Below are 24436 nucleotides of genomic sequence, written 5' to 3' on the forward strand. Positions count from 1 at the left end.
GCAGGACAAGGGAGCGCTGACCACAGCGCGCGACGAGCAGAGCAAGCGCGCCCAGCAACTGGCGCAGGAAGTGGAGCAGCTCAAGCAAGGCAAGGCACAGCTGGAGCAGGACAAGGGAGCGCTGACCACAGCGCGCGACGAGCAGAGCAAGCGCGCCCAGCAACTGGCGCAGGAAGTGGAGCAGCTCAAGCAAGGCAAGGCACAGCTGGAGCAGGACAAGGGAGCGCTGACCACAGCGCGCGACGAGCAGAGCAAGCGCGCCCAGCAACTGGCGCAGGAAGTGGAGCAGCTCAAGCAAGGCAAGGCACAGCTGGAGCAGGACAAGGGAGCGCTGACCACAGCGCGCGACGAGCAGAGCAAGCGCGCCCAGCAACTGGTGCAGGAAGTGGAACAACTCAAACAAAGAAACACAACTTTGGAAAAGGAAAAAAACGAATTTGCTCGAAAAAAAGAGGAGCTTGCTAGTTCGGTTGCTCAACTTGAAAATAAACTAAATGTTGCTAGTGACAAATACAAATTAGAGTTGAAAAACTCCGATGATCTAAGGACAAAACAAAAATTGTTGGAAGAGGAGTTGGTTAAGGCGGGAGCTCAAATTGAATTGATTAAAGAAATTATGATGCGAGAGCAGAGTCTATGAATAAGCGGAGGGTTTTGTCGTCAGCTTCTGTTTCAGACCCTGGCGGCAATGAATATGAATCGTTTGATCAGAGCGAAACGGTAGTGCCTTATGATGAAGCTTTGCTTGAAAAGGCTAGAAATCAGTGGTTATTTGGCGACTGGGAAAGCCTCGGGCGTATCACCAAAGATGTCCTAAGGCATCACCCGGATAGAGCTAAACTGGCATTGCTTGCCGCTGCTGGAAAGTTCCAGCTTGGCTTATCCGAAGACGCAAGAGAGTTTATTGCCGTTGCTAGAGATTTTGGCTGCAATGAAAAATTGGTGAATCAGGTTTTGGCTGCTGGTGTTTACAATTCGCTGGCTCGTGCCCAACTACTTAACGGTAGCAATAAAGCATTAGGTTATTTTGAGGTTTCGATATCACTAGTGATGCCTCAAATAGATATTCGATTGGCTACTAGGGCAAGAATGGGTAGCGAGTCGCTGGTTCTTGGAGAGTCAGCGAATTGGAGCATTCTTACAGTATCAGAGGGAGAAAAATCTCTCATTTCTAATGAAGTTGTATCTAGATGGCGCGAACAGGCAATCGAGGTTGGTCGATACAGGGCTTTATTTAACTACATTGCAAGAAAAGATTTCTTGGGTGATGCAGCAGGAAAGCGAAATTTGCCATTCCAAGCTGATGCATTGATTGGTGATGTTAGTAGCTTCTATATAAAGCCCGGCTATCGATGTCGTGGGGAATACAATCATTACGACGACATGGAAGAAGAGGATAAATGGCAGCTAGAGGTTTACTTACATGCATATTCTCTGATGAAAAAGCATGAGCTAAAAAGTGTCGTTGACTATGGTTGTGGTTCTGGATTCAAATTAATTAAATATTTGGGTGAATTTGAAACGACCGGTTATGAATTGCTTGATAATGTAAATAAGCTTAGAGATAAATACCCTGACAGAAATTGGTGCCCTTCGTCTTTTTCTGAAAACGTTTTTTTTTCAACAGACTTGGTAATATGTTCAGATGTTGTTGAGCATTTGGTTGATCCGAACCAGTTGATGTTTTTTCTAGAGCGCCAGGATTTCAAATATTTGGTTTTGTCGACTCCTGACAGGAATCTTGTTCGGGGTTTTGAAGACATGGGGCCACCCGCTAACTTGGCACATGTACGCGAGTGGTCGTATATAGAGTTTCGGCGGTATGTCTCTGATTGGTTTGATATTGTCGATCATAGAATTACGAATATTGGACAAGGGACTCAAATGATTGTGTGTACAAAGCGCCATTAAAAATAATTTTTCTATTCAGGGTGGGGCTTGGAGCTTCGGCTAGTTTAATAATTGTAATGTTATTTTGGTGGTGGCTATGAGATATCTTGCTGCGGCAAATAAGGCTTTTTTGGATGCTAACTATTCTGAGGCTTTGGTTTTATACAACAAAGCAAAAGATTTTGTGGGTGAAAAAGTTGTTGATGCCAACATAAAAATTTGCCAGAAGAAACTCAAAGCAGAAAGTTTTTCTGAATCCTCGCCATTGGCAAAGTATTTCGATAAGATTTATGTTGTGAACTTGAGACATCACACGGAAAAAAAATTTAAGATTACGAAACAACTCCGGGAGTTTGGGATAGGCTTTGAGCTAGTTCAGGCAGTAAATGGTTACGTCGGGGCGCCGAAATTACAGTTTGATGATTATGTAAATAAGCCCCTGGGTAGCATGACTAGATTTGCTGAATGGAATTCGAGAGAGGTTAGAAGAGGTGGGCATTTTATTGAGTCGCCAGGAGCTATTGGGTATATCCATACATATTTGAATATTCTTCGCGATGCAAAAAATAGGGGGTATAAAAAGTTTTTAATATTAGAAGACGATGTAATTCTCTGCCGGGATTTTTTGTCCGCTTTTGATGGGTTTTTGGCGGGGTTGCCTCTGGATTGGAAAGTACTCCAGTTAGGGGCATCTCAATATGGATGGGAGAGTGTTGATTTAGTTGAATCTCAAAAATGTGGCTATTATTATCCAAGACGTTTGGATACATGTGGCTCGTTTGCGATTGCGTTTGATCATTCGATTGTCGATGAATTAATTGAGCTTGAAAGCTACTTTGAGGCTCCTTTCGATCATTTGCCGCTTGGTGAAATTTACGAAAAATATATAGGAAAGTGTTTTGTCAGCTATCCAAATATAGTTATGCCTGATGTTGGCAGCAGCTCGATCCGAGGGGGGAGATGCCAGTACGCTCACGGTTTGAAAATGAAGTGGAATGTTGGTGAGTATAATTATCCATATCCGCGTGTTAGCTTGGCGTTGATCATCAGCTCGAAAACGAATTTGAAATATTTCGAGAGTTTCGATCGAGGTTCGCGTCTCCCTGTTGAGCTCAGGCTTTATTACGCCAGTTCGGATGGTTTTCGACCTTTGCATAATCCGCAAATTCTTCCGGCTGATTATGATATTGATGAATTTGATTATAGTAAAAATATCGTTCCATCCGCTGATTTTGCCGGAATAATAGATGAGTCGATCACCCTGACTGAATCCGACATCGATTCGTACATGTGCTATGTGCTGGGATTAGCTAACAAAAACTCGACAAAAATCAGTCCGATTTCGCTCCCCTCTCGGGAAATTGTATCAGGACGCGTTTCGGTAATTGTGCCGACATACAAGCGTCCGAGCAATCTAGAGCTCGCATTGCGATCTGTTTTTGAGCAAAATTACTCGGATTTTGAAGTTGTTGTTGTAAATGATAACGGTGCCGGATCTGAATATAATGAAGAAACCAAAGCTGTTTTTGAAAGAGTGGCGTCGGATTTCCCTAATGTTGATTCGCAATACATAGAGCATTCGAAAAACAGAAATGGTTCAGCTGCAAGAAATACAGGCATCATCCATTCAACGGGTGAATATGTATGTTTTTTGGATGATGACGATGTTTACCTGCCCGGTAGATTGGAAAAAAGTGTTGAGGTGCTCAAATCTTCAAATGGAAAAGAAGGGGGGGTTTATTGCGGATTCATTGGCTGGAATTCTCCTTCAAACGATTTGAACCGGTATAAATCGGGAGATCTCACCGCGGAAATATTGCTGTTGGACTATAAAAAACATTATCTTCACACTGATACGGCAACTTATAAACGAAAGGCAGTTTTGGCAATTAATGGTTTTGATGAATCTTATAGGCGTCACCAGGATTTGGAATTCAACTTGCGGTTTTTCGAGTTGTTTGATATTGGTATAACGACAGAGTCTGGTGTTCGTTTGAATCCACAACCATCCAGTGTTAGCAATAAGGTTTTTGGTTTTGAAATGTTTGATTTAAAAGTCAGATTTCTGAAACAGTTCAAGCAGTTGATTGATCAACTGGATAATAGCGTTGTTGATGCTATCTATGAAAAGCACTGGCTTGAAGTTGCCAAATACATCAAGAATAAGAATGAATTTTTGAAAATGGCAAATGCTCGTCTCGAAGATGGTCTTTTTCAAGTTATGAGCAAGTTGGAGGTTGGGGGTGATTAATATTGGTGGGTTCGGTCATAGTGGAAATACAGCGCTAGTAGATTTTTTGGCTGATAACAAAGACATCTGTCAAATCGGCTATGATTTTACAGAATCGGCTATTATTCGAAGTAAATGGGGCTTGAGAGCTGTCTTGGGTAATTTTCAGAAAAATAATTTATTTGTTGAATGGGATTTGATACGAGATTGTTTGCTTGGGGTTTCCAGAGACTCTCACAGTCAATTTCAGCCTCCTGTTCATCACGACTTCATTAGAAATGCTAGGGTCAGAGGATATCTTGGCTCTGGCTACAATGAGATTGTTGATTGGTTTATTGAATCTGTGGCAGATTTGTATTTAAAAAGTAATCTTGGTTTTATATCTCTTCGTGTATTGCTCGATGATTTTATAAAGAGAATTTCTGATTTGGCAATATTAAGAAGCGGACGAACTAACGCGTTGCCATTAATGCGCAATGACCCTGCTGCAGCCAACATAGATTTGCTTGGTTTTTTTAAAATTAGTTATCAGTTTGTGACTGTTAGGAATCCTGCGGATATGATGATAGACTGGATTTCATACTACGGTCATAGTAACGATGCTTTGGGGGCTAAAAAATTTTCTAAGCAGTTTGTCAATAAAATTTCACAATTTATAAATAGTTATAATTGCCTCGAAAATGATGTAAAAAATCGCATTAAATTTGTTGATTTTCAACGTCTCGTTAGAAGTGGTGAATATCGATTTGAACTATGTGACCTTTTGGGAATTGATAAGAATTTCCAACTGTCTCGTTTCAATCCTGAAAAATCTCAGTTAAATATTGGAATATCAAAATCTCTATCTAAAGAGGGGGAAAATGAAGTTTCAACATCATGTTTGCCAATGCTGGATAAACTAATCGCTTCTGTTGACTCAAAAAATGTTGTAGGTGGTTATTTTGAGTTTTCCTAATTTTGTTAATTTTGGTGGTGATATGAAAATTACGCATTTAGATTGTACGCTTCGAGATGGTGGTTATTACAATTCTTGGGATTTCTCGCCGTCTCTGATTAATCAATATCTCGTCGCGATGAAAGCTGCCTGCGTTGATGTGGTTGAACTTGGTTTGCGCTCGTTGAAAAATTCTGGGTACGCAGGTCCTTGTGCTTTTACAAGTGATTCTTTTATCGCTACGTTGAATATTCCTGAGGGTATTAAGCTAGGGGTGATGGTTAATGCCAGTGAGTTTTTTGGAGAAAATTCTCTGGTCGAGGTTTTGGAGAATCTGTTCCCCTCTTGCGCAGAAGAATCACCTGTGGCTCTGGTTCGGGTGGCGTGTCATGTTCATGAATTTTCCCGAGCTTTGCCAGCAGCAAAATGGTTAAAAAATAAAGGATACCTCGTTGGGTTTAATCTCATGCAGGTAGCGGATAGATCTGAAAGTGAAATATTAGAACTGGCTGCTTCTGCCAGTAATTACCCATTAGACGTATTGTATTTTGCGGATAGTATGGGCAGCATGGGGCCCGAGAAAGTCTCCGAACTAGTTCAACTGTTACGTTCGAAGTGGGAGGGGCCATTGGGTATTCACACGCACGATAATTTAGGATTGGCACTTTCTAACACGTTAATGGCCTTAAGCGTCGGTGTTAGTTGGGTTGACTCTACCGTTACAGGTATGGGACGAGGGCCGGGTAATGCACGAACCGAAGAATTAGTGATTGAGCTTGGGGAGTTATCATCTAAGCAAGTAAATTTGGTGCCGTTGATGGCTTTGATAAGGGAAAGCTTTAAGCCACTTCAAGAAAAGTGCGGCTGGGGAACTAATCCGTATTACTATCTGGCGGGAAAGTATGGTATTCACCCTACATATGTCCAGGAGATGCTCAGTGATCCTCGGTTTAGTGAGGAGGATATTTTTGCGGTTATTGATTATCTGCGACGGGTTGGTGGTAAGAAATTCAGCTTGAATTTGCTTGATGACGCGCGGGAATTTTATCGCGGTGAGCCAAGTGGGACATGGGCTCCGGATACGGTTTTTAAAGATCGGGATGTTTTGCTTCTTGGTACTGGGCCAGGGGTGGAGAAGCATCGCCTTGCGCTTCAAGATTTTATTAAGAATAATAAACCTATTGTTCTTGCACTTAATACGCAGTCTTCCATTGATTCTGGTTTGATTGATTATCGAATTGCATGTCACCCAATACGCCTTTTGGCTGATTGTCAAACACATGCAGGTTTGCCTCAGCCTTTAATTACACCTTATTCAATGTTACCCGATGAAGTTCGCAATGCACTTCGGAACAAGAAGGTTCTTGATTTCGGAATAGGTCTCGAAAAAGATAAATTTATGTTTGCGAGCACGTTTAGTGTACTGCCGTCATCCTTGGTTGTTGGTTATGCCCTTGCCATCGCTACTAGCGGTAAAGCATCAAGAATTTTTCTGGCTGGTTTTGACGGTTATGACGGTGAAGATCCAAGGAACTACGAAAATAATAACTTATTTAAGGATTATTTAAATAACGTAGGTTCGATACCTTTGTTGAGTATCACGAATACTCGTTATGATATACCCGTTGCAAGTGTTTATGGTTTTGTTAAATGATGGATAAGATCACATGTTTTTTGCCATGTAGGCAAGGTAGTCAAAGGGTTCCAAATAAAAATACTAAACTTTTCGCTGGTTTTGAGTTTGGTTTGATACAGATTAAGCTCAAACAACTGCTTGCCAGCTCTCGAATTGAAAAAATCATACTGAGTACGAATGATAGTATTATTCTGGATTATGCTAATTCTCTCCGTTCCCCAAAAATTCATCTCCATCGGCGGGAGGAGGCGCTTTCGTCAAGTGATACAAGTACTGATGCACTAGTGCATCATGCCTTTGATCTCATATTGGATGGGCATATTCTTTGGACGCATGTTACTTCGCCATTCGTGACGGCAGTTCATTATGATCTAATAATTGATGAATATTTTTCGCAACTTGAAAGAGGTTATGATTCGTTAATGACCGTTTGTCGTTTGCAGTCGTTTTTATGGAGAAGCGACGAGGCGGTAAATTATGATAGAAGTATAGAAAAATGGCCAAGAACTCAGACGCTTAACCCGTTGTTTGAGGTTAATAGTGCCGTTTTTCTTGCTCCTGCCAATGTGTATAAGACTTTTGGGGATCGTATTGGTCTTCGTCCATTTTTATTCGAAATGGATAGATTTGTTGGGTTTGATATTGATTGGCCAGAAGATTTTTTGATCGCTGAAAGCATGGTTGAGAAAGGTATTACTCAAGTATGAAATACGACACTATGGTTTTTGACTGTGATGGTGTGGTTTTGAATTCTAATAGAGTAAAAACTGATGCATTTTATCGTAGTGTTATCGATTATGGCGAAGCTTGTGCTAAGGAGTTCGTGAATTATCACTTGGCAAATGGTGGTGTCTCACGATATAAGAAATTTGAGTATTTTTTAAACAGCATAGTTTGTGGAAGAAAAAAAGGTCCTAGCCTGAGTGTTTTGCTAAAAAAATACTCCGATTACGTTAGTGACGGGTTGGCTTCTTGTGAGGTTGAGCCGGATTTGAGTGCTTTGCGAAATAAATTTGACCGCACGAAATGGCTCCTCGTGTCTGGTGGGGACCAGGAGGAGCTTAGGAGCGTTTTTTCGGCTAGGGGTCTGAGCGGTTTTTTTGATGGAGGTATTTTTGGTAGTCCCGATGATAAGGTGACTATTTTTAGAAGAGAGCGCTCTTGTTTTAATATTTCCGACAATTCTGTTTATTTTGGCGACAGTCGTTATGATCATATTGCAGCTGTGGAAGGAGGATTAGATTTTGTATTTGTCAGTCAGTGGTCTGAGTTTTCGGATTGGAAGAGTTACTGTTTAAAAAATGGTGTTGAAACAATACCATCTCTTCGGCGAGCTTTGGATTTCTAGATCTGGTAATTTACGGAGCTCTTTTGAGCTAGAGTTGATCAATAGCGGTTCGCTGTTGGTTATTTTGAGTGTGCTGTGGATTGGATGTTTATTTCCTATCGATAGTTGGTGGCGGTTAAGGGAACTGGCACGGACGGCTCACGTTAGAAGCCTCTCGGTACTTCGGCAAAATAACTTGTCCAGATATAGGTACGAATCAAGTCCTGTTATCAGGTAATGCCATGATGGTAATTTGTCCAGAGCATTACGAAGCTTGTGAATTTTCAGTCCGGAATGTGAACCGTTGGACGTTGCAACAGTGCGTTTTTCTTGTCTGTGCATTACTTGTACATCCCCTCCGTCTTGGGAATGTTTCCGTGAGAATCAAGTAAATATGGTTAACCTCGTGAAAATTACTGTTGCCGGTACTGGGTACGTTGGCTTGTCCAACTCCGTGTTGCTTGCGCAATATAACGACGTGATTGCGATTGATATCGTCCCAGAAAGAGTGGCAATGCTCAATCGTAGAGAGTCGCCCATTGTGGATGCGGAGATCGAATATTACCTTGCACATAAAAAATTGAATTTTCGCGCTACTTTGGATAAGAAAGACGCGTATACGGATGCTGATTTCGTCATCATTGCTACGCCGACTGATTACGATCCAGAAACAGATTATTTCAATACTGCTTCCGTGGAGGCGGTTGTGCGCGATGTTATGGAGATTGCCCCGCAAGCGGTAATGGTGATCAAATCAACCGTACCTGTTGGTTATACGGATAAACTTCGAAGGGATACGGGTAGTACTAATCTCATTTTTTCGCCGGAATTTTTACGTGAGGGTAAGGCGCTTTACGATAACCTATACCCTTCACGTATAGTTGTCGGAGAGCGTTCGGAGCGGGCTGAGTGCTTCGCAGCTTTGCTCAAACAGGGGGCTATCAAAGAAGATGTGCCTGTTTTGCTCACCGATAGCACCGAAGCAGAGGCGATCAAACTTTTTGCTAACACTTATCTTGCCATGCGGGTAGCCTATTTCAACGAATTGGATACCTATGCCGCCACCCATGGCCTAGATACCAGACAGATCATCGATGGTGTTTGTCTCGATCCGCGTATTGGTGATCACTACAATAATCCTTCATTCGGCTATGGTGGTTATTGTTTGCCCAAAGACACCAAACAATTGCTGGCTAATTACCGTGATGTACCGCAGAACCTCATTCATGCTATCGTCGAGGCAAACTCCACGCGCAAGGATTTCATTGCCGAAGAAATTCTTCGGAGGAAGCCTGCAGTGGTTGGAATTTATCGCCTGATCATGAAGGCTGGGTCAGATAACTTCCGGGCCTCCAGCATTCAGGGGATTATGAAGCGTATCAAGGCCAAGGGTATCAAGGTAATTGTTTATGAGCCAGTACTGAAGGATTCAGAGTTTTATCATTCTGAAGTAGTAAGCGATTTAGAGGTGTTTAAATCGGAAGCGGACATTATCGTTGCTAACCGATGCACTACTGAGTTAGAAGATGTTGTCGACAAGGTTTACACGCGAGATTTATTTGGGGGGGACGCCTAGATTGATTGTAAGTGCGCCATCGGTGGTGCGCTCAGGGCAAAAAATTCTCTTTTTCAACGTCAACGGTTCCGGCCTTGGCCACATGAACCGTTGCCTTTCCTATGCCCGACGTTTGCGTGGGCGGGCGCAGCCGGTGTTTTTCTCGTTGGCATCGGCGATCGAAGTGATCGAGGAGATGGGCTTCGAAGCGGATTATTTCGTTTCGCCTTACTGGTCCGATACCTCAAGTTATGCGTGGAACAGCGAACTGGCGGTGCGTTTCGGGATGATGCTGGAGCGGGTTCGGCCGGCGGCCGTGGTGTTCGACGGGACCTGGCCTTTTCAGGGCTTCCTGGCGGCCTGCCGGGAGTATGGCGGGCCGCTGCGGATCATCTGGTCGAATCGCGGTTTCCTGAAGGCAGATGCGGCAAGGGTGCCGGTGCCGGAAGGGGTTTTCGATCTGGTCATTGTGCCGGGCGAACTGGGTGCGGGTTACGAGGAATCGCTGCAAGCGGGCGTCAGGAAGATCCAGGTGCCGCCGGTCGGGCTGCTCGATGACGACGAGTTGCTGGGGCGGGAGGCGGCCCGGCAGGCGCTCGGCTTGCCGGCCAGCGGACGCCTGGCGCTGTTCTCGTTGGGGCCCGGCAACCTGAAGGATGTATCGGGTATCGGTCATTCCCTGATCCGCGACTTCGAGGCGGAGGGGTTTCAGGTGGTGTGGACTCGCGCGCCGATTTCGGTCCGCGATGTCGAACTGCCGGCCGGGGTTCTGCCGCTCTCCGTCTATCCGTTGGTCCGCTACCTGCGGGCCTTCGACGTGTTTGTCGGGGCTGCCGGTTATAACACCTGTTGCGAGGTTGTGCAGGCCGGGGTGCCGACCTTGCTGGTGCCCAACGATCAACTGGCCGACGATCAGGTGCGGCGCGCCCATCTTGTTGCGCAGCATGCGCCGGCCGTGGTTTCTGCCTGCGAGTCGGAGGCGGAGCGATGCGCTGCGTTGGCGCAGCTTCTCGCCTTGCCACCGCGTTTGTCGGTGCCTTCCGGCATTTCGCTTGATGGCGCGCGTCTGGCCGCCGATGCCATCCTGACGCTGGCGGAGGGCGGGGCGTGATGGAGAAGATAACGAGCTTTCCGGAATGCCGGGAGCGTTGCTCATGAAGCCGCCGCTTTCCTGCGCATTTTTTCAAGCTTGGGTCAGTGGCTTTGCCAATGGTTCGCTGGAACCGGAGTGGCGTCTGCTGGTATCCCATGACCTGTTGCGGGAAAAGGCCGATCTGCCCTGGCGCGACCGTTTATACCGGCGCTGGCGCGCGCTGCTTGCCGTGCTGCGTCTGGCGCCGCCTTACGTTTCCCGCTATGACTGGTCGCCGGCGCTCAAGCATGCGCCCTTGCCCGAGGCACGTGAGGTGCTGTTGATCTGGGCGGTCGGCGTCGGCGATCGGGAGCGTCAGCATGCGGCCTGTCTGGAACTGCGAGAGACCCTGGTGGCGCAGGGAGGCAGCTGCCTGCCCGTGCTGCTTACCGATTGCGCGGATTTCGCCTTTTTCTCGCGCCTTGGCTGGCAGGTGGAGTATTTGCCGTTCCTGAGCGGTGAGGGCGAGGATTATTCAGCCCGCAAATGCCGTTACCTTGCCTGGCGTTATCGCGGGTCCCGGGTGGTGGCTTTGAGCGAGGGGCTGTAGACACCTTGAAAAGTATTTTGATGGCACATATGCTGTCGCTATGGTTTCTTTGGTGATCGACACGAATGTTTTTGTGGCAGCTTTACGTTCGGCTGGTGGGGCCTCGCGTGAAGTGCTGCGGCGTGCGTTGACAGGACGTTACGAGCCCTTGTTTGGTAATGCTCTGTGGCTGGAATATCGTGATCTGCTGGGGCGCCCGGTTTGGGGTGATTCGACTTCGGAATCGGAGCGTATCGAGGTTCTTGCGGCATTGGCACAACGTGGCCGGTGGGTGACGTTGTATTACGGTTGGCGCCCCAACTTGCCGGACGAAGGGGACAATCACTTGATCGAACTGGCTCTGGCAGGAAATGCGGCGGCGATTGTGACGCATAACGTGCGGGATGTGCGTGGAGGCGAATTGAAACTGGGTTCGCTGCAAATCGTGACACCCGCTCAATGTCTGGAGGTATGGTAATGAGCACATTGACAATTCGTTTGCCAGACGATACGGCGCAGCGTCTGAAGGCGTTGGCCAAGAGCCGGGGCTTGAGCACGAATAAGCTGGTCGAGGAGTTGAGTGCGTATGCGCTGGCGGCCTGGGATACCGAAAACCACTTTCGGGCGTTTGCTGTGACGGGTGATGTGAACCGGGCGCTCGATATTCTGGATCGTCTGGATGCTGAAGACGAGCGAAGCGGGGTGTGATATCGCATCGCTCAAGCTCGCAGCGGGTTTACCAGATGATCTTGCCCTGGCTGTCCGGTACCCGTAACTCGGTCAGCGCCAGATCCACCCTGCGCGGCGTCTTGATCTTGTCCCGGGCGTGCAGATCGAGAAATTCGCTGCTGGTGATGATGTCGTAGTCGCGGCTCAGTTTGCGGACCAGCCGGCGGTAGCTTTCGATGCGCCGGTCGTCCTGGTACTGGGCATGATCGTTCTCATCCCAGTAGAGCAGGCTCCAGGAATGCAGCAGCAGGACCAGAAAATCGTCGTCGCCGTTCCAGGTGAATGGATGGAGCGCATGCCAGGGGGCCGAGAAGAAGCGGCCCGAGTGGGGGAAGGAGGCGCGTTGCCAGCCAAGGCGCCGGGAAAAGGGCAGGGTTGAACGCTCGGTGACCGGGATTTCGATGACTCCGTTGGACCAGGCGAAGGGCGAGTTGGTCGGCTCTGCGTGCGGACATACGCCGTCTTCCAGCGCCCGCATCGAATTGTTGAAGGAGAGCGGAATGCCGAGCCCTTCCAGGGCACGCAGCGTGTTCGCGTTCCAGCGGAAGGAGCCGGCACGGAATGCGAGGATCGGCTTGCCGGTGATGTCCGAGATGCGCTTGCCGAAGTGGCGCAGGGTGAATTCTGCCTTGGCGAGGTCGAACTGGTTCATGAAGCGCGGCCGGTATTCGAAGCCGTGTTCCTGCCAGAATTCGGCCGGCAGGTATTCGGGGTGGGCGTGCAACTGGACGTCGTGTCCGGCCTTGTCCAGCCAGCGGATCACTTCGTCCATTTCGCCGCCGTAGGCCTGGGCGGCGCAGACATCGACGAAGAACACGTGAGGGGCAGCGAATTCGTCGCCAATCCGGCACATTTCCCGGATACCGGCAGTGCCACCGACATGCTCGCCCCAGATCAGCCTTTTTACGTGCTCGGCAGCGGCCCGGCGGGGCAAGGCTTCGGTATCGACCGTCAGCATCGCATAGCGGGTTTTACGGCTCATGGCGCTTTGACCAGCACGATGCGGGATTTCATTTCGTCGTACATCCTTTTCTTCCGGAGCAGCGCTGAGGCGCGTTCCTTCCATGATCTTGGGGGTCTTTCGACCCTGGCCTGCGCGCAGTATTCGCCGGCAGTGGCCTGGCTGGTGAATTGTCCGGGTTCTCCGTCCCTGATTTGCAGGGTTTCGATCTCGACACCTTCCCGTAGCAGGCCGACGGTGAGCGTTCCGCCGGCATGTGTGTCGGCAAGGCTGACGCGGACGTGAAAGCCGTTCTGGTCGAAGGTGAGGCTGACCTGGCGAATCGGATTGGTGGTTTGGGCGTGCAGTTCGGGGACGAACTCGGGCAGTTTCTCCCAGCCGTCGGCCTGGGTCAGCTGGTGCAGCAGGGGGTAGACGAAACTGCCGGGGGCTGCGCGGTGCCCTTCGCCCCACCCGTCGCTGCAGATCGATACCTGATGTCCGGAATGGACTTCGATCAGCGCCTTGCCGCGGTCGATGCCGAAATCCTTCAGGAAGGGCTGGAAGTGACGCTCGAGATGTGTTTTGTCAAGGGCATTCTGCAGATACACGATCCGGGTGTCGCCGAGGTGGCTGGCATCGAGCTTGACGGTGGGACGCCAGGGGAGGGGGGCGTCGATGAATGCGGCGGGTGCTCCCTGGTAGCCGTAGGCGGCTTTCAGGTACTTGGAGAGCAGGTGTCTGGAATAGGCGAGCAGATCGATCTGCGGGTTGCAGGGGACGGCAATCGCATTGCGCAGGAAGGGGGCATAGAAAAGCGCGGCGAAGCCGCCGCCGCTGGCGCCATAGAGGATCATGCGTTCGATCGATAGGACTTCCTGGGCGTGGCGCAGCACCCGTCCGAGGTCGCTTTGCAGGGGCATGCCGGCGGCGCCAGCGTACCAGGCGAGGCGGATTTCGCCATCCAGATAGAGGCCGGGGTCGTTGACCATCAGCACGCTGGCGTCGGTCGCTTTCAAGGCCGATGCGCCGGAGAAGACCGGGAGTTTGAGATGCTCATTGCGGGAGGAGAGGGCGGCGCTGAAGAAGATCAGCATAGCCCGCGAGGCGCGGCGATACAGGTTCAACTCGAGGTAGTAGCCGCAGTAGGCAATGGCGTGGATGCCGTCGGCCAGGGTCGATGTCGCGAGGAAGTCCGCCAGGCTGGCGTGCCGGTGTACCGGCCGTTCCCATTTCCCGAGGTCGCGCATGGTTTCGATGTCGACTGCCATGCGTTCGTGCTTCTGTGTCACGCCGGGAAGTTCCCGGCAGAGGGACGCTTGCCGTCTGGCGTAAATTGCGCTGAATCTTGCTTCATCTGGAAGTCGGGTTCCTGCAGTTGCCTGGCGCCGGTCAGGCTGCCAATTTTGTTCGGATCGCGGGCGGGGCGCCATCCTGAGGTGGGGCGCTTGCCAAGGGAGCCTGTTGTCAGAAGGGCGGTATGTTACCTCAAGAGCCTGGCGATGTTGAATGCCATCGTGATCCTGACAATTTTCTGATTTTCGGACAAATCAAGCGCTGGAGATTACAATTGTGGGTAATTACAAGGTGATGTGGCGTCAGCGGCCGGATTTCTTTGGCATGCTGGCCGCCGCGCAGCATGTCCGGTTGCGCACGCGACGCTTTTCTGGCCAATGTGTGTTGTCGGCATTGAAGGGCCACTGAGCGGGTACGGATGGCCAGGAAAGAAACAGTCGATGCAGCGGTTCTACAATTTTTTCGGCGATTGCTGGTTTTTCCTCTACCGCAAGCTGACGTTTTCCGGACTTTCGTTCCTGTTGCGGCGTTACGTTGCCGCCGCCCGGGGCCGACAACTGTCGGTGACGCCAGGGCGGCTGCTTTACGTCGCCGCTTCCTGTCTGCCTTACCATACCAGCGGTTACACGACGCGCACCCATGCGGTGATCCGTGCCTTGATCAAGGCCGGGCTACAGGTCAGGGTGTTGACCCGTACCGGCTATCCCTGGGACAGGCAGGACAGCGCGGGTGCCCCGGAGGGGGGCAGGACGGTGATCGACGAGGTCGAGTACCGGCATCTGGCCGCACCGAACAACCAGCGCCCCTTGTTGCAATTCGTGGTCCAGGCTTCGGCGGCGATCGCCAGGGTGGCGGTCGAGGAGCGGGTGGCGGCGATCCATGCCGCGTCCAATCACGTCAATGCCTTGCCGGCGTTGTATGCGGCGCGTCGTCTGGGGCTTCCCTTTTTTTACGAGATGCGCGGTCTGTGGGAGTTGACCAAGGCCTCGCGCTTTCCGGGTTTCGATCAGCGTGAGGAGTTCAGGCTGGGGCTGGATCTTGAAGGTTTCGTTGCCCGGCAGGCGGATCGGGTGTTCGTGATTTCCGAGCAATTGGCGGCGCATGCGGTCCGGGAATGGGGGATTCCCCGGGAAAAGATTGCCCTGTTGCCCAATTGCGTCGATCCGGCGAATTTCGAAATTGGTGAAATACCGCCAGCCTCACGTCATAAACTGGTCTATGCCGGGTCGCTGATCGGCTACGAAGGTCTCGATACTTTGCTTGAGGCATGTGCCCTTTTGCAGGACAAAGGGGTAAAATTGCAGCTTCAGGTGGTTGGCCACGGCGAAGCGCAGAAGTCGCTGCTGGCGCTGGCCGAACGCCTGGGTTTGGGTGAGACGGTCAGCTTTCTCGGCAGGCTCAAGCCGGAGGAAGCTAGGGCGAAGGTGCTGGAAGCCAGTCTGGTATGCATCCCGAGAAAGCCTTACCGGGTGTGCGAAATCATTCCGCCGATCAAGCTGGTCGAGGCGCTGGCCATGGCGAAGCCGGTTGTTGTTCCGGACCTGCCGGTGTTTCGCGACGAACTGGCTGGCGGCGAGTGTGCATGGTTTTTCCGGGCGGATGATCCGCAGTCTCTCGCCGACACGCTGGCGCAGGCACTGCAGGATCGTGACCGCTTGGTGAAGATGGGCGACAGGGCGCGCGAATACGCAGAGACCAGGCGGAACTGGCAGGCGTTCGCGCGTGGCGTGGCAGAAGCGGTTGATGGCATGAGGAAGGTCGTTTGATAGCAAGGGTTATACGCAAGCTCAGCAATGCGGTTTACAAGCATCCCGCCGTCGATGTTCCGGACGAATTGAACGGGCCTTTCAATCAGCTGAAGATCGCCGTCATCGTCGATCATTTCACCGAGGTCTGCCTGGCTGCCGAATGCCGGATTCGCGCGGTGACGCCGGCGAATTACCGGGAGGTGCTGGAAGACTGGAAACCGGACCTCCTGTTTGTTGAGTCGGTGTTTCATGGTGCCGGCGGTAGCTGGCGCTACGAGCTTGCCAAGCAGCCGCGCTGGTTGCGCCTGACGCGACCGACGGCGATTTTCCGGGTGGTCGATCGGGCACGCGAGCTGAAGATTCCGACGGTGTTCTGGAACAAGGATGACGGGGCCTTCTTCGATGCCTTCATCGACGTTGCCAGCCACTTCGACCATGTGTTCACGAGCGATCTGAACTGTCTGCCCAAGTATCGGGCCCGGGTGTCGCAGACGACGACGGTGAATACCCTGATGATGCCTTATCAACCGGCCTATCACAGTTTCACCGGTTTCGATTTCTCGATCCGGTCGGCCTGCTTCACCGGCAGCTATTACCGGAAGATTCTCGACAATCGGCGCGCCTACCTCGACCAGGTTTTTTCCGCTGCCGGCAAGACCGGCAATCCGGTTCACGTCTTCGATCGCAATCATGACCGGCTGTCGCGTTACTTCGAGTTCCGCTTCCCGTCCGGACCCGGATTGAAATTGCATCCGCGCATCAGCCATCGGGAAACGGCCCGTTTGTACAAGAGCTATGCCTTGTCGATCAACGTCAACTCGGTGACCGATTCGGAGACCATGTGCTCGCGCCGCCTGCTGGAAATCCTGGCCTGTGGCGGGATCGTGATGACCAATCCCGGGCGTTGCGTCGACAAATACTTTGCCGATTTCTGCCACGTTGTCTCCGATGGCGAGGAAATCGCCGCCCTGATGTCGCGCCTGGCCAGCGGCCCGGTAGCTGCTGACCTGGAGCGGGCGGCTGCCGGCGCGCGCTATGTCCGGGAGAACCATACCTGGGGGCATCGTCTGGGAGAAATCTGCGCCGTGGTGGGGATCTGAGTTTCCTGATGCGCGAATTTTTCTCCTATTTCGCCCAGGGCCTGTTCTTTCTGGTCATCGCGTATTTCGCGCTCTACGTGTTGCTCGAACTGCGGGTGCTGCTCATCTCTCGCCGCGTCGAGCGGCGCCGTCTGGCGGAAATTTCGCCGACGGAGAGCGCTGATCCGGCCGATTTTTCCCCGATGGTCAGCGTCCTGTTGCCGATCTGCAACGAGTCCTCGGTGGTGGAGCGGCTGATTGATGCGGCCTGCCGCTTGCGTTACCCGGCGGGGCGGATTGAAATTCTGGTGCTCGATGATTCGTCGGACATCACCTCTTCGATGGCGCTGGTCAAGGTGGCGGAGCACGCCGTGGCCGGCGTCAATATCCACTACATCAGACGGGAAGACCGCAGCGGTTACAAGGCCGGTAACCTGGTCAACGGCATGCGCCAGGCGGCGGGCGAATTTTTTGCGATCTTCGATGCTGATTTCGTGCCGCCGGAAGACTTTCTCCTGCGCACCATCCATTGTTTTCAGGATCCGCAACTAGGTTTCCTGCAGACCGGCATCGATTACGAAAACCGTGACGTTTCCTTCCTGACCCGCTTTCAGGCGATGGAAATGGGGCACCAGCAGTATGTGACGGTCGGTCTCAGCGAAGACGGTGACATCGCCTCGCTGAGCGGGAGTTCCTGTGTCTGGCGGCGATCCTGCATCGAGGCGGTGGGCGGGCTCAACGCCTCGATGGTGACCGAGGATGTCGATCTCGGCTACAAGGCGCAGTTCGGCGACTGGAAGTACGCTTTCATGCGCGACGTGGTATCGATGTCGATCCTGCCGGAAACGATCAGCGCGTTTCGCGTCCAGCGCGAACGTTGGGGGCGCGGCCTGATCCACAGTTCCTTCGTGCATGCCGGGGCGATGCTCAGGCTGCGCATGCCGTTGATGAAGCGCCTGCACGCAATCTCGGTCATGTTCTCATCCTGGCTGCTGGCGGCGATCTATGTGCTGGTCCTGCTCAGTCTGCCGATGGCTTTTCTGGCCGAGTTTGACGATGCCCCCTGGTTCAACTGGGGGCTGCTCGGCTTTTTTGGCCTGGTCACGCTGTGGGCGCTGCAGAATTCGGTCGGTTCCGACGGTGCGGCGGGCGCAGGGCAGCGCAGTCGCGGATGGCTGGTGCATTGGGACAACTATCGCTATGTCGCGATGTTCCTGCCCATGTCCCTCTATTACTTTGCTGGCGGCATTCGCGCCATGTTCGGCGTCTACGGCAGTTTCTACCGGACTCCGAAGGGGACCGACGAACAGTCGTGCCGACGCCCGCGCATCAACAGCGTGCTCATTGCTTCCGAGCTATTCACTTTTTTCTATTCCCTGCTCGCGATTGTGGCGGCAGTATGCGAAAAGAGTTATTTTCTGATTCCGCTTAACGTGACGGTTTGTCTGGGGTTCGGCATGGCACTTTATTGGTCCTGGCAGGAGAGGTTTGTCCGTGAGTGCTGCTGATGGCCCGCTGCGGCGGGTCTTGATTACCGGGGCGACGGGAGCGATCGGCGGCGCGCTGGCACTCGAGTATGCGCAACCGGGAACGATGCTGATCCTGCAGGGGCGCAGGACGGCGCGCCTCGACGAGCTGGCAGCGGAATGTCGGGGACACGGTGCCCTAGTGCTGACCAAGGCGCTCGACGTGCGCGACCGAGATGCCCTGCGTGCCTGGCTGACCGAGCTTTGCGCCAGCGAACCGATCGACCTGCTGATTGTCTGCAATGGCGTCAATATCAACATCGGTGCGGATCGTGCCGGCGAGCCGTGGCCGGACAGCGAGAACCTGATCGAGGTGAATCTGCTGGCGACGATGGCGACCGTCGATGCCGTGCTGCCTTCGATGCGCCGCCGCCAGTCCGGGCAGATTGCCCTGCTCAGTTCGCTGGCCGGCTACTTCGGTCTGCCGGTGACGCCTTCCTACTGCGCCAGCAAGGCGGGAATCAAGGCGTATGGCGAAGCCCTGCGCGGCTGGCTGGCGCCCGAGGGCATCCGCGTCAGCGTGATCATGCCGGGTTACGTCAAATCGCCGATGTGCGATGGCATGCCCGGTCCCAAACCCTTCCTGCGTTTTCCGCCGGCCGCGGCAAGGACGATCCGCGAAGGCCTGACCCGCGATCGGGCACGGATCAGTTTTCCTTTCCCGCTGAACCTTGGCAGCTGGCTGCTGGCGGTCCTGCCGGCTGCGCTTTCGCTTCGCATCGTCGATTGGCTGGGTTACCGGGGGTAGGCCGATGATGGCGTCCGCCGTGGCCGCCTGCGGTCTTCTGCTTTCCTTCCTGCTGCTGACGCTGCTGCGTCCCCGCCTGCCCGCTCCCTGGCGCTGGCACTGGCGTGGGCTGGCCATGCATGCCGGCTTGTGGTGCCTTGCTTATGGCGTTTTGCTGCTGCTGCTGGGACGGCCGTGGTTCTCGCTGGGCCTGGCGCTGGCTTTCGTGATGCTGCTGGTACAGGTCAGCAACGCCAAGCATCTTGCTCTGCGCGAGGCCTTCGTCTTTCAGGATTTCGAGTACTTCACCGATGCCATCCGGCATCCGCGGCTGTACATTCCTTTTCTCGGCTGGGGGAAGTTTGCCGCCATCGTCGTCGTCGTCAGCGCTGCGCTGCTTGCCGGATTGTGGCTGGAACCACTGGCGGCGGAGCGTTTTGCGGCCGCTGGTGCGGGCTGGCCGGCGATCATTCTCGCCCTGCTCGGGGCCAGCCTGTTGTTTGTCGGTCACGGCAAGGTCGAGCCCAGCTTCGATCCGGCAGCCGACCTGGCGCGCTGGGGCTTTTTTGCCTGTCTGTGGTTCTACGGGGTGGCCGAGCGACGGCCCCTGGTCAGCAGCAAGGAAAGGGCTGCCGCCCCTTATCTGGCATCGGGTGGCGACCTGCTGGTCGTGCAGAGCGAATCCTTTTTCGACCCGCGTCCGTTATATGACGGCATCCGGCGCGATGTGCTGGCGACCTTCGATGGCATTTCGCAACAGGCGATGCACTCGGGCCCCCTGAGCGTGCCGGCCTGGGGCGCCAACACGGTACGCAGCGAATTCGCTTTTCTCAGCGGCCTGCCAGCGTCGGCGCTAGGCGTGCATCGCTTCAATCCCTACCGGGGCGCCCTCGCCAGCGATATCCAGACCCTGGCGCAGCAGGCACGGGCCGCGGGTTACCGGACGGTGTGCGTGCATCCTTACCCGGCCTCGTTCTATCGGCGCGACCGGGTTTTCCCGCACTTCGGTTTTGACCAATTCATCGATATCGCTGCCTTCGCCGATGCGCCCCGTTGCGGCCCTTTCGTTGCCGATACGGCGTTGGCGGAGCGGGTCAAGGGCCTCTTCGCGCAGGCCGGCCAGCCCTTGTTCGTGTTCGTCATCACGATGGAGAATCACGGGCCGCTGCATCTGGAAAAATGCACGGCGGCGGATGTTGCTGCCCTCTATGAACCGGCCCCGCCGTCCGGCTGCGAAGACCTGACGGTCTACCTGCGGCATCTGCGCAATGCCGACCGGATGGCCGGCGAACTGCAGGCCTTTCTCGCCGCTCGCGGCAAGCCGGCGCGTTTTTGCTGGTATGGCGATCATGTGCCGATCATGGCCGGCGTCTATCGTCAGCTTGGCGAGCCGGCCGGCGATACCGCCTATTTCATCTGGGATACCCAGGCCGAGGGCGCGCCGCAGCGCACGCGCCGCGCCCTGCATGAACTGGCGGACGCGCTGGTTTCCTGAGCCGGTCGGTCAGCGCAGGTTCAGCTCCTGCAGGATGGTGGCCGAGATTTCCTCGATCGACTTGGTTGACGAATCGAGCCAGCGGATGCCTTCCCGGCGCATCATCTTCTCGGCTTCGGCGATTTCGTAGCGGCAGTTGGGCAGCGCGGCGTACTTGCTGCCGGCGCGGCGTTCCTCGCGGATCTGGTGCAGGCGCTCGGGCTGGATGGTGAGGCCGAACAGCTTGCTGCGGTGCTTTTCCAGCGTGCCGGGCAGGCGGCCGCGGTCGAAGTCTTCCGGAATCAGCGGGAAGTTGGCGGCTTTCAGGCCGAACTGCATGGCCAGGTAGAGCGAGGTCGGCGTCTTGCCGCAGCGCGAGACGGCGACCAGGATGACGTCGGCCTCCTCGAGGTCACGGTCGGTGATGCCGTCGTCGTGCGCCAGCGTGTAGTTGATCGCCTCGATCCGCGTCTTGTATTCCGAGCTTTCCGCCGTGCCGTGCGAGCGGCCGACGGTGTGGCTGGATTTGCGGCCGAGTTCGACTTCCAGTGGCGCGAGGAAGGTCTCGAAATAGGACAGGCAGAAGGCGTCGGCCTGGTGGACGATCGTCGCCAGGTCCTGGTTGACCAGCGTGGTGAAGACGATCGGCCGCATGCCGTCGGCTTCACCCTGGGCGTTGATGCGCAGCAGTGCTTCCTGGGCCTTGTCGATGCTGTCGAGGAAGGGAATGCGGATCTGCCGGAATTCGACCTCCTCGAACTGGGTCAGCAGGCTGTGGCCGAGGGCTTCGGCGGTGAGGCCGGTGCCGTCGGAAACGAAAAAGACGGTGCGTTTGATCGGATTGGGCATGATGGCGGGGAGTTTAACCACTGTTACGCAGGCCGGCGGCGATGCCGTTGATGGTGATGTGGATGCCGCGGGCGACCCGCTCGTCGGTGTCGCCGCCGCGATGGCGCTTGAGCAGTTCGACCTGCAGGTGGTTGAGCGGGTCCATGTAGGGGGCGCGCAGTTGCAGCGAGCGCTTGAGCATCGGGTTGTCGGCGAGGAAATCGTCCTGTTCGAGGATGGCCAGCAGGTGGCGGCGGGTCAGCTGCCACTCGGCGAGGATTTGGCCGAAGATGCGTTCGCGTAGTTCGCCGTCGCCGACCAGTTCGGCATAGCGCGAGGCAATGGCGAGGTCGGTCTTGGCCAGCACCATGTCCATGTTCGAGAGCAGGCTCTGGAAGAAGGGCCAGGATTTGAGCATGCGGCGCAGCGTGGCAAGGCCGTCCGGGTTGGCGGCGAGGTAGCCGTCGACGGCGCTGCCGAAGCCGTACCAGCCGGGCAGCATCAGCCGGCATTGCGCCCACGAGAAAACCCAGGGAATTGCCCGCAGGTCTTCGATGCGCTCGGAAGCCTTGCGCGAGGCAGGGCGGCTGCCGATGTTGAGCGAGGCGATTTCGGAAACCACCGTCGATTGCCGGAAGTAGGTGGTAAAGCCCGGGGTTTCATAGACCAGGCCGCGGTAGGCATTGAAGGCGCGCTGCGACAGTTCGTCCATCACGCCGTGGAACTGGCTGGCCGGCTCGACCCGGTTTTCGTGGTCGGTAAGGCTGGCTTCCAGGGTGGCGGCGAGCAGGACTTCGAGGTTGCGGCGACCGGTGTCGGGGTTGCCGTACTTGGTCGAGATGACTTCGCCCTGTTCGGTCAGGCGGATCTGCCCGGAAACGGCGCCGGCCGGCTGGGCCAGGATGGCGTGGTAGGACGGACCGCCGCCGCGGCCGACCGAGCCGCCGCGGCCATGAAACAGGCGCAGGCGGATGCCGTGTTCGGCGAAGGTTGCGGCGAGCTGGATTTCGGCCTTGTAAAGCTCCCAGCCGGAGGTCAGGAAGCCGCCGTCCTTGTTGCTGTCCGAGTAACCGAGCATGACCTCGTGCTCGTCGCCGCGGGCGCTGACCAGGCGGCGGTAGGCCGGCAGCGCGAACAGCCAGTCCATGATCGCGGCGCTCTTCTGCAAGTCCTCGATGGTTTCGAAGAGCGGGATGATGTTGACGTCGAGCGCCGGTTCCGGGCCCGGCCGCAGCAGGCCGGCTTCCTTGAGCAGCAGCGCCAGTTCGAGCAGGTCGGAGACGCCGTCGGTCTTCGAGATGATGCTGTTGGGCAGGGCGGCGCTGCCGTATTTCTCGCGCAGTTCGCGGGCGGCGAAGAAGATCGCCAGTTCGCCGCGGCTTTCCTCGTCGTAGTTCAGCCAGGGCGAATAAAGCGGGCGCGGCGAGGCAATCTCGGCGCACAGCAGGTCGACCCGCTCGTTTTCGGAAAGCGCCTCGTAGTCCGGGCAGCGGCCGGCGGCGGCGAGCAGGGCGGCGACGGTGCGGGCGTGGACTTCGGAATTCTGGCGCAGGTCGATCGGCGCCAGGTGGAAGCCGAACACCTGCACGGCGCGCAGCAGCCGGCGCAGGCGGCCGCCGGCCAGGCGGGCGCCGCCGTTGAGCTTGAGCGAGATGGCGAGGACCTTCAGTTCGTGGCGCAGTTCGCCCGGGTTGGCATAGGGTTCGGCCTGGCCGATCTCGTGGCGGACCGGTTCGACATGGTCGAGGGTGCGGGCGGTGGCGGCGAGACGGGCGTAGATGCCGGAGAGGGCACGGCGATAGGGTTCGTCGATGCGTTGCGGCGAGCGGTCGGGCGACCGTTCGGCGAGTGCGCGCAGTTCCGGGGTGATGTCGACCAGTAGTTCGGAAAGCGGCAGTTCGCCGCCCAGTTCATGGACTTCGTCGAGGTAATGGTTGATGACGGCGGCCGATTGCAGGCGCAGCGCCTCGCGCAGGATTTCGGCGGTGACGAAGGGGTTGCCGTCGCGGTCGCCGCCGATCCACGAGCCGACGCGGAAGAAGGGCGGCAGTGCCCAGCGCTGTTGCGGGTAGCGTTTCTGCAGTTGTTCGGTGGCCTGAATGTAGAGGCGCGGCAGTTCGCTGAAGAAGGTTTCCCTGAAGTAGCTGATGCCGTTCTTGACCTCGTCGATGACCTTGAGGCGGGTCGGGCGCAGCATGCGCGACTGCCACAGGGTGAGGATGGCGTTGGCCAGCGCCAGTTCGTTGTCGGCTTCCTCTTCCGGCGTCAGCTGCAGGCGTTCGCGCTGCTCGAGCAGGCGGGCGATGTCGCGGTGATTGCGTAGCAGGCTCTGGCGCTGGACTTCGGTCGGGTGCGCGGTGAGCACCGGGGCGACCAGTGCGTGGGCGAAGAAGTCGGCGATCGCCTCGGGCGAGACCCTTGCATCGGCCAGCGCATCGAGCGCGAACGGCAGGCTGCCTGCGCGCGGCGGCGCGGCGACCAGGTCGTGGGCGCGGCGACGGCGGATGTGGTGCTCGTCTTCGGCGATGTTGGCCAGTTGCAGGAAGTAGCTGAAGGCGCGGACGACGGCCTGGGTGGTGTCGCGCGGCAGGGGGTCGAGCAGTGCGGCGAGCTCGGCGCGGCTCGCCGGGTCGCCGTCACGGGCGAACTGAATGGCGGTCTGGCGGACCTTTTCGACGATCGCGAAGATGCTGTCGCCTTCCTGATCGCGGACGGTGTCGCCGAGCAGGCGGCCGAGCAGGCGGATGTCGTTGCGCAGGGGTTCGTCCTTGCGCGGGTCGGACGCGGAATCAGACATGGAAATTCCCGGGAGGATAAAAAAAAGAAACAGCGGCGATTGTAGCCAGTTGTCGGTAC

21 protein-coding genes are annotated in these 24436 nt (G+C 54.9%); 17 read left to right on the top strand and 4 right to left on the bottom strand.

All coding sequences use genetic code 11. The annotated features are described in order from the left end of the window. The 12 genes from ACE3OV_RS15465 to ACE3OV_RS15520 all read left to right on the top strand — a co-directional run. Nucleotides 1-640, top strand: a 640-nt coding sequence (locus tag ACE3OV_RS15465; RefSeq protein ID WP_374328364.1) for a hypothetical protein, incomplete at its 5' end; no start/stop codon positions are given. Further along, the gene (locus tag ACE3OV_RS15470) at nucleotides 637-1911 is read left to right on the top strand and encodes a methyltransferase domain-containing protein (protein WP_374328365.1); all 1275 of its coding nucleotides are present in this window, start codon (nucleotides 637-639) and stop codon (nucleotides 1909-1911) included. The genes ACE3OV_RS15465 and ACE3OV_RS15470, both read left to right, overlap by 4 nt. A 76-nt stretch (nucleotides 1912-1987) precedes the next feature. Further along, the gene (locus ACE3OV_RS15475) at nucleotides 1988-4141 is read left to right on the top strand and encodes a glycosyltransferase (RefSeq protein WP_374328366.1); all 2154 of its coding nucleotides are present in this window, start codon (nucleotides 1988-1990) and stop codon (nucleotides 4139-4141) included. Further along, the gene (locus ACE3OV_RS15480) at nucleotides 4134-5075 is read left to right on the top strand and encodes a hypothetical protein (protein ID WP_374328367.1); all 942 of its coding nucleotides are present in this window, start codon (nucleotides 4134-4136) and stop codon (nucleotides 5073-5075) included. Before ACE3OV_RS15475 ends, ACE3OV_RS15480 begins: the two co-directional genes overlap by 8 nt. Continuing rightward, nucleotides 5053-6708, top strand: coding sequence for an aldolase catalytic domain-containing protein (locus tag ACE3OV_RS15485; RefSeq protein WP_374328368.1), 1656 nt, complete (start codon nucleotides 5053-5055; stop codon nucleotides 6706-6708). The genes ACE3OV_RS15480 and ACE3OV_RS15485 overlap by 23 nt, the downstream gene beginning before the upstream one ends. Beyond that, nucleotides 6705-7397, top strand: a complete 693-nt coding sequence (locus ACE3OV_RS15490; RefSeq protein ID WP_374328369.1) for a cytidylyltransferase domain-containing protein — start codon at nucleotides 6705-6707, stop codon at nucleotides 7395-7397. The genes ACE3OV_RS15485 and ACE3OV_RS15490 overlap by 4 nt, the downstream gene beginning before the upstream one ends. Further along, nucleotides 7394-8038 carry an HAD family hydrolase gene (locus ACE3OV_RS15495; protein ID WP_374328370.1) on the top strand — a complete coding sequence of 215 codons (645 nt, stop codon included), beginning with the start codon at nucleotides 7394-7396 and terminating at the stop codon, nucleotides 8036-8038. The genes ACE3OV_RS15490 and ACE3OV_RS15495 overlap by 4 nt, the downstream gene beginning before the upstream one ends. A gap of 385 nt (nucleotides 8039-8423) precedes the next feature. After that, nucleotides 8424-9593 (top strand): nucleotide sugar dehydrogenase, encoded by a 1170-nt coding sequence (locus ACE3OV_RS15500; RefSeq protein WP_374328371.1) that lies wholly within the window; start codon nucleotides 8424-8426, stop codon nucleotides 9591-9593. A 22-nt stretch (nucleotides 9594-9615) separates the two neighbouring features. Next, the gene (locus ACE3OV_RS15505; RefSeq protein WP_374328372.1) at nucleotides 9616-10683 is read left to right on the top strand and encodes a glycosyltransferase; all 1068 of its coding nucleotides are present in this window, start codon (nucleotides 9616-9618) and stop codon (nucleotides 10681-10683) included. A 43-nt stretch (nucleotides 10684-10726) separates the two neighbouring features. Beyond that, nucleotides 10727-11254, top strand: coding sequence for a hypothetical protein (locus ACE3OV_RS15510; protein WP_374328373.1), 528 nt, complete (start codon nucleotides 10727-10729; stop codon nucleotides 11252-11254). A gap of 52 nt (nucleotides 11255-11306) precedes the next feature. After that, the gene (locus ACE3OV_RS15515; protein ID WP_374328374.1) at nucleotides 11307-11711 is read left to right on the top strand and encodes a putative toxin-antitoxin system toxin component, PIN family; all 405 of its coding nucleotides are present in this window, start codon (nucleotides 11307-11309) and stop codon (nucleotides 11709-11711) included. Beyond that, on the top strand, nucleotides 11711-11941 hold the full coding sequence (locus tag ACE3OV_RS15520; RefSeq protein WP_374328375.1) for a ribbon-helix-helix protein, CopG family: 231 nt from the start codon (nucleotides 11711-11713) through the stop codon (nucleotides 11939-11941). The genes ACE3OV_RS15515 and ACE3OV_RS15520 overlap by 1 nt, the downstream gene beginning before the upstream one ends. A 28-nt stretch (nucleotides 11942-11969) precedes the next feature. Here the strand turns inward: ACE3OV_RS15520 and ACE3OV_RS15525 are convergent, their stop codons facing one another. Continuing rightward, on the bottom strand, nucleotides 11970-12944 hold the full coding sequence (locus ACE3OV_RS15525; protein WP_374328376.1) for a hypothetical protein: 975 nt from the start codon (nucleotides 12942-12944) through the stop codon (nucleotides 11970-11972). Further along, nucleotides 12941-14173: a hypothetical protein gene (locus tag ACE3OV_RS15530; protein ID WP_374328377.1), complete on the bottom strand. Its 1233-nt coding sequence runs from the start codon at nucleotides 14171-14173 to the stop codon at nucleotides 12941-12943. Before ACE3OV_RS15530 ends, ACE3OV_RS15525 begins: the two co-directional genes overlap by 4 nt. A 465-nt stretch (nucleotides 14174-14638) precedes the next feature. Between ACE3OV_RS15530 and ACE3OV_RS15535 the strand changes: the two genes are divergently transcribed. From ACE3OV_RS15535 to ACE3OV_RS15555, 5 genes are read left to right on the top strand one after another with little or no spacing between them, the layout of a single operon-like run. Further along, entirely contained in the window at nucleotides 14639-15964 is a 1326-nt protein-coding gene (locus ACE3OV_RS15535) for a glycosyltransferase family 4 protein (RefSeq protein ID WP_374328378.1), read from the top strand. Further along, on the top strand, nucleotides 15961-17046 hold the full coding sequence (locus ACE3OV_RS15540) for a glycosyltransferase (RefSeq protein WP_374328379.1): 1086 nt from the start codon (nucleotides 15961-15963) through the stop codon (nucleotides 17044-17046). The genes ACE3OV_RS15535 and ACE3OV_RS15540 overlap by 4 nt, the downstream gene beginning before the upstream one ends. 8 nt (nucleotides 17047-17054) lie before the next feature. Continuing rightward, entirely contained in the window at nucleotides 17055-18533 is a 1479-nt protein-coding gene (locus ACE3OV_RS15545) for a glycosyltransferase (RefSeq protein ID WP_374328380.1), read from the top strand. Beyond that, on the top strand, nucleotides 18520-19299 hold the full coding sequence (locus ACE3OV_RS15550) for an SDR family NAD(P)-dependent oxidoreductase (protein WP_374328381.1): 780 nt from the start codon (nucleotides 18520-18522) through the stop codon (nucleotides 19297-19299). Before ACE3OV_RS15545 ends, ACE3OV_RS15550 begins: the two co-directional genes overlap by 14 nt. A 4-nt stretch (nucleotides 19300-19303) precedes the next feature. After that, nucleotides 19304-20773 (top strand): LTA synthase family protein, encoded by a 1470-nt coding sequence (locus tag ACE3OV_RS15555; RefSeq protein ID WP_374328382.1) that lies wholly within the window; start codon nucleotides 19304-19306, stop codon nucleotides 20771-20773. Between the two features lie 9 nt (nucleotides 20774-20782). Here the strand turns inward: ACE3OV_RS15555 and ACE3OV_RS15560 are convergent, their stop codons facing one another. Continuing rightward, nucleotides 20783-21601 (bottom strand): pyruvate, water dikinase regulatory protein, encoded by an 819-nt coding sequence (locus ACE3OV_RS15560; RefSeq protein WP_374328383.1) that lies wholly within the window; start codon nucleotides 21599-21601, stop codon nucleotides 20783-20785. 13 nt (nucleotides 21602-21614) lie between these two features. Continuing rightward, on the bottom strand, nucleotides 21615-24377 hold the full coding sequence (gene ppc, locus ACE3OV_RS15565; protein ID WP_374328384.1) for a phosphoenolpyruvate carboxylase: 2763 nt from the start codon (nucleotides 24375-24377) through the stop codon (nucleotides 21615-21617). Nucleotides 24378-24436: the final 59 nt, after the last annotated feature.

Source organism: Azonexus sp. (assembly GCF_041909095.1).
In the GTDB taxonomy this organism is placed as follows: Bacteria; Pseudomonadota; Gammaproteobacteria; order Burkholderiales; family Rhodocyclaceae; genus Azonexus.

Excerpts from the sequence above, each read along its gene's own strand:
- ACE3OV_RS15560 (WP_374328383.1), bottom strand. The coding sequence starts at position 21,601 with ATGCCCAATCCGATCAAACGCACCGTCTTTTTCGTTTCCGACGGCACC.
- ACE3OV_RS15475 (WP_374328366.1), top strand. The coding sequence starts at position 1,988 with ATGAGATATCTTGCTGCGGCAAATAAGGCTTTTTTGGATGCTAACTAT.
- ACE3OV_RS15530 (WP_374328377.1), bottom strand. The coding sequence starts at position 14,173 with ATGGCAGTCGACATCGAAACCATGCGCGACCTCGGGAAATGGGAACGG.
- ACE3OV_RS15555 (WP_374328382.1), top strand. The coding sequence starts at position 19,304 with ATGATGGCGTCCGCCGTGGCCGCCTGCGGTCTTCTGCTTTCCTTCCTG.
- ACE3OV_RS15525 (WP_374328376.1), bottom strand. The coding sequence starts at position 12,944 with ATGAGCCGTAAAACCCGCTATGCGATGCTGACGGTCGATACCGAAGCC.
- ACE3OV_RS15470 (WP_374328365.1), top strand. The coding sequence starts at position 637 with ATGAATAAGCGGAGGGTTTTGTCGTCAGCTTCTGTTTCAGACCCTGGC.
- ACE3OV_RS15535 (WP_374328378.1), top strand. The coding sequence starts at position 14,639 with ATGCAGCGGTTCTACAATTTTTTCGGCGATTGCTGGTTTTTCCTCTAC.
- ppc (WP_374328384.1), bottom strand. The coding sequence starts at position 24,377 with ATGTCTGATTCCGCGTCCGACCCGCGCAAGGACGAACCCCTGCGCAAC.
- ACE3OV_RS15520 (WP_374328375.1), top strand. The coding sequence starts at position 11,711 with ATGAGCACATTGACAATTCGTTTGCCAGACGATACGGCGCAGCGTCTG.
- ACE3OV_RS15545 (WP_374328380.1), top strand. The coding sequence starts at position 17,055 with ATGCGCGAATTTTTCTCCTATTTCGCCCAGGGCCTGTTCTTTCTGGTC.
- ACE3OV_RS15510 (WP_374328373.1), top strand. The coding sequence starts at position 10,727 with ATGAAGCCGCCGCTTTCCTGCGCATTTTTTCAAGCTTGGGTCAGTGGC.
- ACE3OV_RS15495 (WP_374328370.1), top strand. The coding sequence starts at position 7,394 with ATGAAATACGACACTATGGTTTTTGACTGTGATGGTGTGGTTTTGAAT.
- ACE3OV_RS15490 (WP_374328369.1), top strand. The coding sequence starts at position 6,705 with ATGATGGATAAGATCACATGTTTTTTGCCATGTAGGCAAGGTAGTCAA.